The 13,734-nt window shown below is 39.6% G+C and carries 10 protein-coding genes and 5 tRNA genes; 8 read left to right on the top strand and 7 right to left on the bottom strand.

Annotated elements, in window-relative coordinates:
• The 3 genes from gpmI to U9M98_03180 all read left to right on the top strand — a co-directional run.
• The coding region (gpmI, locus tag U9M98_03190; protein ID MEA2020690.1) for a 2,3-bisphosphoglycerate-independent phosphoglycerate mutase at nt 1-1,495 on the top strand (1,495 nt) is incomplete at its 5' end.
• A 95-nt stretch (nt 1,496-1,590) separates the two neighbouring features.
• Nucleotides 1,591-2,178, top strand: coding sequence for a phosphate propanoyltransferase (gene pduL / locus U9M98_03185; protein ID MEA2020689.1), 588 nt, complete (start codon nt 1,591-1,593; stop codon nt 2,176-2,178).
• 98 nt (nt 2,179-2,276) lie between these two features.
• Nucleotides 2,277-3,356: an acetate/propionate family kinase gene (locus U9M98_03180; protein MEA2020688.1), complete on the top strand. Its 1,080-nt coding sequence runs from the start codon at nt 2,277-2,279 to the stop codon at nt 3,354-3,356.
• On the opposite strand, the gene rsmI is transcribed toward U9M98_03180, so the two are convergent.
• Together rsmI and U9M98_03170 are read right to left on the bottom strand one after the other, a co-directional pair.
• The gene (rsmI, locus tag U9M98_03175) at nt 3,343-4,062 is read right to left on the bottom strand and encodes a 16S rRNA (cytidine(1402)-2'-O)-methyltransferase (protein ID MEA2020687.1); all 720 of its coding nucleotides are present in this window, start codon (nt 4,060-4,062) and stop codon (nt 3,343-3,345) included. The two genes, U9M98_03180 and rsmI, sit on opposite strands and share 14 nt — an antisense overlap.
• Before the next feature lie 3 nt (nt 4,063-4,065).
• A complete protein-coding gene (locus U9M98_03170) occupies nt 4,066-6,009 on the bottom strand; it encodes a transglutaminase domain-containing protein (protein MEA2020686.1) in 1,944 nt (647 codons plus the stop codon).
• Between the two features lie 719 nt (nt 6,010-6,728).
• Here U9M98_03170 and U9M98_03165 point away from each other — a divergent pair.
• Nucleotides 6,729-8,153 (top strand): ABC transporter substrate-binding protein, encoded by a 1,425-nt coding sequence (locus U9M98_03165; protein ID MEA2020685.1) that lies wholly within the window; start codon nt 6,729-6,731, stop codon nt 8,151-8,153.
• An 8-nt stretch (nt 8,154-8,161) separates the two neighbouring features.
• Here U9M98_03165 and U9M98_03160 read toward each other — a convergent pair whose 3' ends face one another.
• The 5 genes from U9M98_03160 to U9M98_03140 all read right to left on the bottom strand — a co-directional run bounded on the left by U9M98_03160 (nt 8,162) and on the right by U9M98_03140 (nt 10,061).
• Nucleotides 8,162-8,866 (bottom strand): triose-phosphate isomerase, encoded by a 705-nt coding sequence (locus U9M98_03160; protein MEA2020684.1) that lies wholly within the window; start codon nt 8,864-8,866, stop codon nt 8,162-8,164.
• 83 nt (nt 8,867-8,949) lie between these two features.
• A tRNA-Arg gene (locus U9M98_03155) sits at nt 8,950-9,027 on the bottom strand.
• Between the two features lie 282 nt (nt 9,028-9,309).
• Nucleotides 9,310-9,386, bottom strand: a tRNA-Thr gene (locus tag U9M98_03150).
• A gap of 198 nt (nt 9,387-9,584) precedes the next feature.
• Nucleotides 9,585-9,660, bottom strand: a tRNA-Pro gene (locus tag U9M98_03145).
• Nucleotides 9,661-9,971: 311 nt separating this feature from the next.
• Nucleotides 9,972-10,061: transfer RNA gene (locus U9M98_03140), tRNA-Leu, on the bottom strand.
• A 333-nt stretch (nt 10,062-10,394) separates the two neighbouring features.
• Here U9M98_03140 and U9M98_03135 point away from each other — a divergent pair.
• From U9M98_03135 to ndk, 4 genes are all read left to right on the top strand, one after another.
• On the top strand, nt 10,395-11,834 hold the full coding sequence (locus U9M98_03135) for an aminopeptidase (GenBank protein MEA2020683.1): 1,440 nt from the start codon (nt 10,395-10,397) through the stop codon (nt 11,832-11,834).
• A gap of 74 nt (nt 11,835-11,908) precedes the next feature.
• Nucleotides 11,909-11,983, top strand: a tRNA-Gly gene (locus U9M98_03130).
• A gap of 56 nt (nt 11,984-12,039) precedes the next feature.
• Nucleotides 12,040-13,059, top strand: coding sequence for an LCP family protein (locus U9M98_03125; GenBank protein MEA2020682.1), 1,020 nt, complete (start codon nt 12,040-12,042; stop codon nt 13,057-13,059).
• 32 nt (nt 13,060-13,091) lie between these two features.
• A complete protein-coding gene (gene ndk / locus U9M98_03120; GenBank protein MEA2020681.1) occupies nt 13,092-13,565 on the top strand; it encodes a nucleoside-diphosphate kinase in 474 nt (157 codons plus the stop codon).
• Nucleotides 13,566-13,734: the final 169 nt, after the last annotated feature.

Below are 13,734 nucleotides of genomic sequence, written 5' to 3'. Positions count from 1 at the left end.
CCCACCCGGACCGGGAAATGCAATTGCAAAAGCAGACACTCCATTTTTTGATCAATTGTGGGCAGCTTTCCCCCATACACAGTTAAAGGCTTCGGGAGAGGCTGTAGGATTACCTAAGGGAGAAGTTGGAACTTCTGAAGTTGGGCATTTGAATATTGGAGCAGGAAGGGTAGTTACACAAGACGTTTCCAAAATAAATCACTCAATAAAAAATGGTTCTTTCTTCAAAAACAAGGTCCTAGTTGAAGCTTGTAGAAGAGCAGAAAATAATGACAAAAGAGTTCACCTAATAGGACTTACTAGTAGTGGGATGGTCCATGCAAGTATGGAACATCTTTTTGCACTTCTTAAGCTGTGTAAGCAACACGGACTTGAAAAAAATAAAGTAAAAATTCACTTTTTCTCAGACGGACGGGATAGCCCACCTAAGTCAGCAATAAAATACTTGGAAAGGCTAAAGGAGGAAATGAAAAAAAACGAAATCGGTGAAATAGCAACAGTTATGGGTCGCTACTACGCAATGGATAGAGACCGACGCTGGGAAAGAACAAAGCAAGCCTATCGAGCACTTACTTTAGGAGAGGGGAAAAAAGCAGAGAGTGCCAAAGCCGCCATAGAATCCGCATACGAACGGGGGGAATCTGATGAATTTATATCTCCTACCGTACTTAGGAATGGTCATAATACAATAAAGAACGGAGACTCCGTCATTTTTTTCAATTTCAGAGCGGACCGAGCTCGACAAATAAGCAAAGCTTTTGTCTTACCTGAATTTAAATATTTTGACCGTACTGTTTTTTTGAACAATATTTACTTTGTTAATTTAGTAGAATGTGAAAAAGGAATACCTGTTTCCGACTCCGCATTTGTTCCCCATAATATTAAAAATAGCTTAAGCCAAGTCATAGCTAACAAAGGAATTCCCCAACTTCACATTGCAGAAAGTGAAAAATATGCTTATGTCACTTATTATTTCAATGGTGGCATTGAAGATGCCTTCCCAAAAGAAGAAAGAATTGTAATTCCGTCACCATCAGTTTCCACCTATGATAAGCAACCAGAAATGTCGGCACTAAAAATTGCTAAAACTATAAAGGATAAATTTTCGGAAAAAAGTCATGGTTACGGATTTTTATTAGTAAACCTGGCAAACCCCGATATGCTGGGACATACTGGAATAATTTCCGCTGCAATAGAAGGGATTGAAGCCACAGATCAGGTGTTAAAGGAAATAGTAAATACAATTAGGTCACGGGGGGGTGTTTGTATTGTCACTTCGGACCACGGAAATGCTGAAGAGATGCTAGATCCCGTTATTGGAAGGGTTTCAACATCGCATTCAGATAATAGAGTTCCCTTTATTGTCGTAGCACCGCCAGGAGACCTTCAACCGCGCCAATTACCAAGTGGCATCTTGGCTGACGTAGCGCCGACAGTTCTCAAGCTTATGGGTATACAGAAACCAGGTATAATGACAGGAAGAACCCTAATCTAAACCTAAAGCCAAACTCAAAAAAAATATGATCTTGTCCTTTTGCCAGTTAAAATTTGCTCTACTAATTGTATATTACTTCCTTTATATGCTTTAATATGGCTATGATTATTCCCATTGAAACATCAGCTCGACACGCACACCTAACTGCAGAGCATTTTCAAATCCTCTTCGGCAAGGATGCAAAATTAACAGTCCGCAACAATTTATCGCAACCAAAAACTTTTGCAGCTGAAGAAACAGTTACTCTCAAAACTGCCAAATGTAAAATCCATAGAGTTCGCATCTTAGGACCATTGCGAAATTACACCCAAATAGAAATAGCGCGCACTGATGCCTACAATCTTGGTTTAAACCCGCCAATTAGAGATACCCATGAATTAGCTTTGGATGGGACGCCAGGTGCTACCTTAATTGGACCAGAAGGAGAATTAACACTAGAAAAGGGTGTTATAATTCCTTGGCGCCACATCCATATGAGCCCCAATGATGCTTTAGAAGCTAATGTAAAAGACGGCGAAATGGTCAATGTGGATATTGATAACCATCCCCGAAGTGTTGTTTTTGAGAATGTGCTTATAAGAGTTAAAGCCAATTACAGACTTACTATGCATATTGATACTGACGAAGCAAATGCGGCTGGAATTGAAAACACTGGCAAGGGTAAACTGATTAAGCAAACCTAAAAAGAAATGGAGGCTTTTTCCAAGTTTACAGAAACGTAAAGCTTGTTATTTATTATTTATTATTTATAATTTAAAATTTAGAATTTTTAAAATCCTCAATGATTCTTGTATTTAACATTGGAAGCGCATCACTTCGCTGGTGCTTGTATAACAAACAACTAGAAGAAGTTGAGGGGGAAGATCAGGAATATCCAAATTTTCAAAAACTGGAAAAACAAATACAGAAAATTATTCAGCACCTTATAAGCAACAATTACACATTGTCCAAAATAGGCCATCGAGTTGTTCACGGAGGAGTTTACTTCAATCAACCTACAAAAATTGACAACAATAGTATTGAAAAGCTAAAAGAATTAAATAGTCTTGCGCCACTGCACAACCCGCAAGCATTAAAAGTAATAAAAGTATGCCAAGACAAGCTTCCCCAAACTCCTCAGCTTGCTGTTTTTGATACCAGTTTCTTTACACAAATGCCCGACTATGCCCGTTATTATTCACTACCAATGGAACTGGCGGAAAAACACAAAATATACCGTTACGGTTTCCACGGAATTTCACATGAATATGTTGCCCAACAAGGTGCCAGAAAAATTGGACAGAAGTTAGAAAACCTAAAGCTAATTACGGTACACTTGGGAGCAGGCGCATCTATCACTGCAATTGAAGATGGAAAGCCAATTGACACCTCCATGGGCTTTACTCCTACCAGCGGTTTAATTATGGCTACACGCTCGGGCAATATAGACCCTATCATACCTTTATTTTTGGAAGAAACTGGTATACCCCGGAGGGAAGTAAAAGCAATACTTAACAAACAATCTGGCTTAAAAGGAGTTTCCGGATTTACAAACGATATGCGTGATATTCTTAAAGTAAGCCAAAGCAAAGAAAAAGAAGAGGAACCGGAACGGAAAAAAAGAGCTGGGTTAGCACTTCAAATGTATGCTTACAAAATAAAAAAATATATTGGTGCCTATGCTGTAGCCCTAAGCGGGGTAGATGCTTTAATCCTAACTGGTGCAGTAGCTGAAGGTTCCCAACTTGTTTGTAACATGATCACTCACGGATTGAAAGAAGTTTTGGGTACTTTTGAAACTTTGGTAATTCCCACTAATGAAGAGTTAGCTATTGCAAAAAAGATAAAAGACGCAGCCACTCAAAATTCTAAACACGAATAACTAAAGTTACTTCACCTTTCAAATTACTGTGTTGGAAATATTCCTGAACCTCATCAATAGAACCACGAACAACCTCTTCGTGCATTTTTGTAAGCTCGCGACAAACAGCTATCCTAATATCACCAAAATTGTCTTCAAGAAACTTAAGAGTTTTTAACAACCGGTGAATAGACTCATAACAAATTACAGTCTTAACCTCTGGACTAAGTTTCTTTGCAAGATCAAACAGGTTTTCCTTCTTTCCAGAACTTTTTGGCAAAAAACCCAAAAAGATAAACCTATCTGGGGGTAAACCGGAAAGCTGCAATGCAGGCAAAATAGCATTAGCCCCTGGAACAGCTTCTACTCTAACCTCAAAATCCTCCGAAATTTCTATAACTTTTTTAACTAGTTTGTATCCGGGATCAGAGAGTAGGGGAGTACCAGCGTTGGATACTAAAGATACTTTCTGTCCACGAGCCAACCGAGCTAAAACCTCATCCATACGTTCCTCCCGATTAAAATCAGTATAAGAAAGAAGATTAGGACGATTTTCATCAACTAAAGATTCCAGCTTTTGATTGCTCTTCAACCATTTTAAAAGTCTCCCAGTACGTCGCGTATCCTCGCAAAGAATTAAATCAGAATTAAAAAGCACCTTTGTTGCGCGCAAAGTAATATCTTCTAAATTTCCAATTGGAGTTGAAACTAAATAAAGAATACCCATCGGTCAAGCAAACCTAGAAAAGTCAATTTTAACTAATAAAAAACCCGCAGCTATAAAGACGAAAACCACGGCAACAAATATAAGTACATACCACGATAACAAATATTCCCAGAAGGGCAAGAAGCAAACATTGCTTTCCTCTGAACTCCTTTCATTACCTTGAAAAAAATCTTTCCAAGTAGTGGTAATATTCAACTTATCCTCAACCAGGTCAAAAGGTGCCGACTTAATTTTAAAATGTATTTTTTTCCCAGACCAAGGTGGAATACTTCCCAACTCCACAACATTTCCAGTAAATTGAGCTCCCTCTGGAACTTGATAAACCTCCACATCGCTTTGATCCAATTCAAATTGGGCTATTACATCAAAAGCAGTTATCTGACCCCCATTCCTTACAGTTAGAATCCCGGAACGCGTAAACCCTGCTAAACCCTTTTGTTTAATCTCAAGCTCTGTTTCAATATCTGGTCTGCCAATCTCTTGCACTTCTCCAAAATGTACTTCCAACCAATCTCCAGCACTTTTTTCATAATCAGCAAGAAGGAATGGCTCAGTAGAACTTAATCCCTTACGCACAAAAGCAACATGCGCCAAATCTAATTGATAAAAATAATCTGCTCCCCCTGTAGTCGATCCCCAGGTAGGGTCGATCTGAACCCAGCGACCTCCCTCTGTAGTTGGGATAAATACCTCTATCCAAGCATGCAAAGCATCCTTAACTCGCGGAGTCTCTTCCTTGCTTTCGGAATAGGCATAGCCCTCAACCAATCTCGCTGGAATACCTGCTGCACGAGACAAAGCAATAAAAAGATCCGCGTATTCTGTGCAAAGGGCATTTTCACGCTGCGTTAACGCAGCTTGCGCTCCCAACCGCACAAAATTATCAGACAGGCGATCTTGACTATAAAACAGATGCGCCACTACGTACTCGTAAATTGATTTCAAATTTTGAACCACACTTGCGTCCTCGTCCGTAAGTTTTTCAGCACGATCCTTTATCTCAGCATTATTAACTTCCCAATACTTTTCTTCTTTTGTATATTCTTCTTCCAACTCAGCTGGAATATCTTCCACGCCTAAATTAGATGAAAAAATATCCTTGCATCCAGCTGGATAGACAAAAACCAAACCCTTAAAATCAACTACTTGTTGCTGACTTGGCTCGAAAAGATACCGAGCCAAATAATTTCCATCTTCATCAACATATATCTTTTTCGGCGCGGGTGATAGCTTTTGATAGATGACTTTTTGCTGATCTAGTATATCTGGAGGCAAAGGCATATCTAAGTAAGCCTTTTGTTTCAATGGGTTTTCCAAATAAAATTTCAAATTCAAACTATAAACCTGGAATTCACCAAAACCTGCCCGAATACCACCAGCCAGCTGGTCCTTTTCAAAATCAAAACGAAAGTAGTTATTATCGGTAGTTTGGTACCGGGGATTGGGAGCTATGTAAGCCACGTGCCCCAATTCTCGTGGAACATTTAAACTCAAGCTGTAAGCTGAGATACTTTCTGTTTGAACCACTCCCGGAATATCTATTCGCCAAATACTTCCCTTCCTCTTACACAAATCAGTTTTATAACCTAATTCAAATTGGTATGTTTCTCCCCGTCCCGCAACCGGAGCGCCAAATGGCACTTGAATAACAGTCGCTTCCTCGTCACGCAGAACTTGCGGGTTAAGGTTGCCACTCAGATCCTTTGCCCAAACGTCAAAAACATTTTGTGAACCTACTTGCAACTTGTGTTCAGATGCATAAAAATCATCAGTCAAATTTGTTATGGAAACTTTCTGTGTTACAGATGTATCGCCCGTTTCGGAAATTTGATACAAAACTTTATAAGAAGTGTTAAAATTTCCAGCAGCAAGTAAGGTAGTAGAACTACAAAAAAATAGTCCGAAAAATAAGAAATAGGCACAAAATATACGTTTAGCAATATTCATTTCCAAAATATCTTAGCATAAAAGTTCAAAATATATTTATTTGAAACCTAATCTTATTTGCGCCCAAACTCAACCTGTGCTAAATTCTTATCCAGAATGAAACGTATTCTTAAGACTATTCTAGTAACAGGTGCAACCCTATGGTTATTGCAAAGATACTATTCAGGAGTCACCATCAAAGATATAGAAACACTTATTTTAGCCACTATTGCCTTAATCTTAGCAAACCTACTTGTCCGTCCATTAATAAAACTTATAACTTTGCCACTAAATCTCTTAACCTTGGGCTTTTTCTCTTGGTTTGCAAATATTTTTACATTTTACTTAGTAGTACGAATTGTCTCCGGCTTTTCTCTCAGCACTACCTATTTTCCCGGATTTAGCTGGGGCAACGTTAGCATTGCTCCCACAGAACTATCACGCTTCGCAACCCTGGTAATAGCTACCTTTCTTTTTTCCTTTATTTACAGGTTTCTCGTCTGGCTCTTAAACACCTAAATTTATCAACATGATTTTTAAAATAATCCAAGGAATAGTAGCCATAATATTAATCACACTAATTCTCATGCAATCGCAAGAAGGCTTATCTGGTAGTCTTTGGGGAGGTGAAAGCTATCGCACTAAGCGTGGACTTGAAAAGACAATTGTTTACGCTACCGCCTTCTTTGGAGCTTTGTTTCTAATACTTTCTATAATAGCTAACATTAGGTAATCCCATTATGAACTTGCTAAAAGCTTTGATATCGTTTGCAACAAGTTTATTTCTTACTATAAGTGGACAGCGTGTCTACATTGAGGGTGTTGTAGGTCAACCACAAAATATAGCACCCCAACAAACTGGAAATAACCACGTAGATAACGATATTTCATCACTGGTCTTTGAAGGTCTTACACGAATAAAAAGTGATGGAAGTATTACTACTGGTATAGCAAAAAGCTGGGAAATATCAGACGACAAAAAAACATACATCTTTCACCTTGATCCCGAAGCCCGTTTTCACGACAACCATCCTGTTTTAGCCGAAGATGTTGTTTATACTGCAAAAAATTTTGAGCAGCTTAAAAATTTAGAAATTGAAGAAAAAGACAAGCACACAATAGTGGTAAAACTAGATACCCCATTTGCCCCACTCCTCCGCATATTATCTATAGGGATAGTACCAAAACATCTTGAAGGGAAAAATGACCCTCTAATACCGGTTAGTGCTGGGACTTACCGGATTCAAAATGTAAAAAGGGGAACGCAAAAAATTGAGAGTATAACACTAAAAAAACACAAGAAAGAACGAAGTGGACCAGAAAAAATAATCATAAAATTTTTCCAAACTGAGGAGGGTTTACACACAGCAGCAGAATTGGGAGAACTAGACGGATTTAGTTCCGAACAAGATTCACCAAAATGTTATAAAACTGTAAAAGCAACCCTAGAAGGACGCCATTACGTATTACTTTTTAATCTTCAAGGGAAAGAATTTCTAAAAAACGCGGATTTCCGACGAACTTTAGCCACATTAGTAGACAGGGAAAAAATAATTAAAGAAGCTGAAAATACCAATGGTAGACCTGCCTATGCACCGCTACAAAATTCGTGGGTTAAAGAAGAAATTGAAGAACCAAAATTCAGACCAAATACAGAAAAACAATATGATCACAGCATAACCATTACTTATTCACAAACCGAAAAAAATAAAAAAATTGTTCAAGTAATCAAAAGCGATTGGGAAAAAACTGGTTTAACTGTAAATCTAATTCCAGCAACTAATAAGAATCTAAAAGAAGACATCCTTCCCCGTAAAGACTTTGATGTAGTACTAATTGGTCAAGAAGTGAGTCGAGATCCAGACCAATATAATCTCTGGCACTCTACTCAGTTAGAAACTGGAAACAATCTCACCGGCTTTTCAAATATGCGTGCTGACAAAGCTTTAGAGATGGGAAGAACAACACATGACCCAGAAAAGAGAAAAGAACACTACCAAAACTTTCAGCAAATTTTTATAGAGAAAATGCCGGCAATATTTGCCTACTACCCCGGCTATACCTACCATATAAAGGCAACTGAAGGAAATTTAGACCTAGAGGGAATATTCAGACCAGCGGAAAGGTGGGATAGGATTTTAAAAATGTACAACAGTCAAAACTAAGGTTAAGACTAGTACCCCTGTATAAGCTCTAAAAAAGCCTTAGCCGGATCTTCCGCCTTCACAATAGCAGACGCTACCAAGAAACCTTCCGCACCTAGTTCCAAACCACGGGAAACATCTGCAGCCGAACCAATTCCAGCACCTACTAATAGGGGGATTGAACCAGCTGCGCTTACAGCACTAGCAACAACAAACTCGTCTGCCTCTACCACTGAAACATCCCCACCAATAAGTTCAGGAGGTTCAAATGCTATATAATCTGGTTTAAAATCGCGTATCTGATCAATCACAGCAGGCGAGTCCGCACAAACCACACTCGTTAATTCCACTTCATCACAAAGCCGAACCGCTTCCCTAATCATATCTAAATCCATTGGGTTTTCAGAATGATTTACCAAGGTACCTACAGCACCTGCTTTCCTTACTGCAAGGGGAATTGAAAAACCCGTAGTTTGTCCTGGTAAAAAGGGATCTACATGTTGAGAAAAAACAGGAATATCTACCTGGGAATGAACGCGATAGATATCAACTAGAGGAACTGCTAAAAATACCTCAAGATTAGAAATCTCGTTGCTTGCGTCTCTGATTTCCTTTGCCAAATCAACAGCCTCTTTTCCAAAAGCACCCGGATAATTTTTAAAATTGATAATAAACATAGATAAATTTTCCTTGGGCGCTACTATCCAAAACCCACCACTGTTCGTTTCCAGCATGGCACCCCAATATACCGAACTGTTGTGGTTCTCATCAGGGTCCCCTCAACGGAAGTTTCCTTCAGCAACTTTTGATGCCGGGATGGTGCCCCCGAGAGGACTCGAACCTCTAACCCTGGGCTTAGAACACCCCAGCTCTAATCCAATTGAGCTACGGGGGCATATTACCTTGTAAAAATTATACTACACTGTTTAATTCAAGACCGAAATCTAGATCGTTGGGACCCCGTACATCTAAGAATTTCGCAAAGCGAAAATCAAGATGTTACTGGGGAAAACCCCTACTCTATCCAGTTGAGCTACACCAGCTAAATGAAACTCCAAATTCGTCTTCGAATTTGGATAGCTGAATTAGTCCCGAGCACTGTCGAGGGACAAAATCCCTTCGACAAGCTCAGGGCACTCATAAGATTTAAATTCGCAGACTAATTAAGATCTTATGGTGGAGCCGCCTCTCGGATTCGAACCGAGAACCTAACGCTTACGAAGCGTTTGCTCTAGCCAACTGAGCTAAGGCGGCATAAAATCTTATTAGTCCCAACCCCACCTTTACAGTAAGCTTGTGAAACCATGATCAAAGTGGTACCGAGCTCTGGGAACAATCTTCAACTCCCTAGTCGAGGCGGCAGTACTCCCTTCGGCAAGCTCAGGGCAAGCTTCTCGTCCCTACCACGTTGGTTCATCAACCTTACCATTTCATGGTGAGCTTGTCGAACCATGGTCGGGGTGAGGAGACTCGAACTCCTGATCTCCACGTCCCAAACGTGGCGCGATAGCCGCTACGCTACACCCCGTCTCGCTTCGCTCGACGTAAGCTCAGCTCGATTAATTTCTGTTGTGTATCGATTTCTTTTCTCTTCGCCAACCTTTGATTTCCCGTTCCCTAGTTGCAGCTTCCTTCTTAGTTTTGAACTTTTCCTGATACATTAATTTAATTGGTCTTTTATTTTTAGTAACCAGACTTCCTCGCTCTTCCTTATGTTCTTTTTACTCTCTTTTTCAAATTACCAGTAAAACCCGTGTAAAGATAGCTATTTTGACACTCTAATTTGTAAACGTAGTAATCCACAATGTGAGTTTACACTTAGCCCTTTTTAGAGCGAAGTGGTGCCGAGGGGGGGGATCGAACCCCCACGGAGGTTTTAGCTCCAGCAGATTTTAAGTCTGCCCTGTCTCCCTATTCCAGCACCTCGGCAAAACAGTTATATATTAAATTACCTTGTTAACAAAGCTGCTGTAAGAAACTCGCCATGTACCCAATGTGGTTCACGGTTCCAGCACCACGGCTCAATGAGACTTCAAAAATTCTTTCGAGAATTTGATCCGTCAAATTAGTCCCGATAAGTCAGGACTGTTAAAGTTTGTGCTCCTTTGTACTAAATTGAGTACAGGTTTAAGTATCCCTAAGGTATAAGCGCTTTGGCAAAATAGTGCTTGAATTTACTTACACCCCTATTTTACCTTTTCAAGAGCAATTTTTCAATTATGTACTGTGACAAAGAGGACCTGTTATGGTATAGTTTAAACTATGCAAAATAATAATGAGTCCACTCTAGAAAAGCAACTTAGCTACAAACCAAAATGTTGCTGGGAAGTTTGGGATTCAAAAACAAAAAAGAAATGTTTTAATTTTGCCGAGGATTATAAAGAGTTTGTTTCCGCAGCTAAAACTGAACGGCTAGCTGTGAAGGCAGGGAAGGAGCTAGGCCTTCGTCACGGCTATTCGGATTTTAAAGATTTTGAACGTAGTGGCAGAAAACTATCACCAGGAGAAAAAATATTTGCCTCTAACCGCGGAAAAACATTGGTTCTCGTTCACCGTGGAAAAAAACCAATCACGGAGGGAATGCGCTTAGTAATGGCACATGTTGATTCTCCACGCCTTGATTTTAAACTTCGCCCACTTTACGAAGATAACGGTTTAGCTCTTTTTGCAACTCACTATTACGGGGGAATAAAAAAATATCAATGGCCAGCTCTTCCCTTAGCTCTTTATGGTGTGATTGTTAAAAAAGATGGAACTTGGGCTGAGCTACGACTTGGAGATGAGCCAAATGACCCTGTTTTTATGGTCTCAGATCTCCTCCCTCATTTAGCTGACAAGCAGTTGGATAAAAAGCTTAAAGAAGCTATTGAAGCTGAAAAAATGAATTTGGTAGTTGGTAACAATCCTTTTCTCGACAGTGATGAAGCAAAAGAAAAGGTAAAACTCAATATTTTAAATATTCTAAATCAAAAATACGATATTAAAGAAGAAGATCTAATTTCAGCCGAGCTAGAAGCTGTCCCCGTTGGCTCGGCGAGGGACCTAGGTTTCGATCGCTCTTTAATCTCCGCTTATGGTCACGATGACAGAGTGTGTGCTTACCCTGCTTTAACAGCACTCTTAGATCAAAATAATATCCCAGAGCACACTTTGCTAGTTGTCTTTTATGACAAGGAGGAAACTGGCAGTAGATCCAATACTGGTGCCACCTCTTTATTTCTTTATGACCTTATTGGGAGACTTCTGGATTTAGACCCTGAGCGTGAAAATGGAAAATTTGATTACCAAATTCGAAAAGCGCTGAGGAATTCAGAAGCAATTTCTGCTGATGTTACAGCAGGTATAAACCCCTCCTACAAAGAAGTTCACGATGAGAAAAATGCCGCAAAGCTTGGTTACGGTGTTGCTCTCCAACGCTACACTGGGAAGAAAGGAAAACGTGGTACTAGCGAAGCAACCGCGGAGTACACAGCAAAGATTCGCGCTCTTTTTGACCAAGCAGAGGTAATGTGGCAGCCCGCAATGATGGGTAAGGTTGATATTGGAGGCGGTGGAACAATTGCAGTTTTTGTTGCAGAATACAACTTAGACATAATTGACATTGGAGTGCCACTTCTTAATATGCACGCTCCATTTGAAATTGCCTCCAAAGCAGATATCTACTCCGCCCACCAAGCTTACTCTGCCTTTCTTAATTCCTAAACCATAATTCCAAATGTTTCCATAATTAGTTGTGGTTTGAATACCAAATTTGTTATAATTATAAGCAGTTCTTTGCGGGTATCGTATAACGGCTATTACTCCACCCTTCCAAGGTGGCGATGCGGGTTCAATTCCCGCTACCCGCTCCACAATACCTTCTGATTAGCGCCCTTTACACAAGTTTTCAACCTGATAGAATAATTGCATGCAACCCAAAACTAAAAAAATTGTTATTGCTGCTCTGGGTGTAATTAGTCTATTCCTTTTTAATTGTGCTGTATATTTTTACCTTAAAACAATACAAGCATCTCCAAAACAAAACACAAACCAAAAAGAGCCTCCCAAACTTTTTTCACCACTCACGAACAGAGAAGAACCTAATCTTAAAATCCAATCAAACCCTCCTGGAGATTACCACATTCTTCTTCTAGGTACAGATCAAAGAACTCCCAAACAGCAATATTACCGAACAGACGCAATTATGGTAGTTTCCATATTAAAAAATGAGAAACGGGTTGTTCTTACTTCAATCCCCCGAGACCTCTGGCTAAGTGGCACTAAAATTAACGCACACTACGCTAACGAAGGCTTTGATAAATTTAAACACCGGATAGGGAAGGTAATAGGTATAGAACCAGATTACTTTGTAAGCATGGGATTTGACGGGTTTGTTTGGTCAGTAAATCAGTTGGGTAGTATTAACACAAATGTGGAAAGAAGCTTTATAGATCCAAAGTATCCTCCTGACCGCCCAAATGCTCCCTATCCCGTAAGTTTTGAAACCGGAACCCAAAATTTTAGTGCAGAGAAAGCTTTAGTTTATTGTCGTTCTCGCAAAGGAACCAATGGAGAGGGGAACGACTTTCAACGCATCCGCAGACAGCAAAATCTACTAATTAACGTTCCTCAAGCTTTTACTAACTCAGACTTAGTAAAACTAAGTGCCGAAGCGCTTTATAATCTTTTCAGCGGACATATGCAAACCAATTTGGGAGTAGGGGAGATAGCAGAACTTTTACCAATTGTAAAAGGTTGGAAAAATTATAAAACTGAACAAATAGTACTAGATACCAACAACTATCTTTATGAGCCCCCACGAGATTACTACGGGGGTGCGTATGTTTTAAAACCACGTGGGGATTCATTCGAAACAATTCACCAAGTTGTTCTAAACAAACTAACCGGTGACGCCTCTACTGCAAGCTGCAACACTTGCGAAAACTAAAACTGCATTCTAAAATAAGGCTCACTATGGAACTGGAAAGAACAGTTATCTTAATCAAACCCGACGGGATTCAAAGGGGTTTAGTGGGCAATATCATCAGCCGTTTTGAGCAAAAAGGTTTAAAATTAGTGGGTATTAAAATGCTCCGTGCTGACTCTAATCTTCTTGATAAACATTACAAACACCATAAAAATAAACCGTTTTTTGAATCGTTAAAAAAATATATGAGTTCCAGCCCAATAATTGCCATGCTCTGGGAAGGCGTAGAAGCTGTGGACGTGGTGCGTTCAATTTCCGGGTCCACAGTTGGCAGAGAAGCGGACATTGGTACCATTCGCGGCGACCTTTCCATGAGCCACCAAGCAACACTTGTCCACGCGTCAGATTCCAAAAAGACAGCAAAAGAAGAAACAAAAAGATTTTTCAATAATGACGAAATATTTGACTACCGCAAAGACGAATACTTCCAAATCTACGCCGAAGACGAATGGCAACCCAAAAAATAACTCCCCAACCACTACCAACCATTCCTTCAACCAACCAACTAATTAACTAACTAACTAATTAGATAGCTAACGCCTTTTCCAAATAAATAAATAAATAAATAAATGAGTAGATAGATAGATAGATAGATAGATAGATAGATAGATAGATAGATAGATAGATAGATAGATA

This window comes from Patescibacteria group bacterium (assembly GCA_034659915.1).
Taxonomy (GTDB): Bacteria; Patescibacteriota; WWE3; order JAUXAW01; family JAYEID01; genus JAYEID01.
The sequence above is the reverse complement of the archived record's forward strand: the minus strand, read 5'-3'. Positions and strand labels throughout refer to the sequence as shown.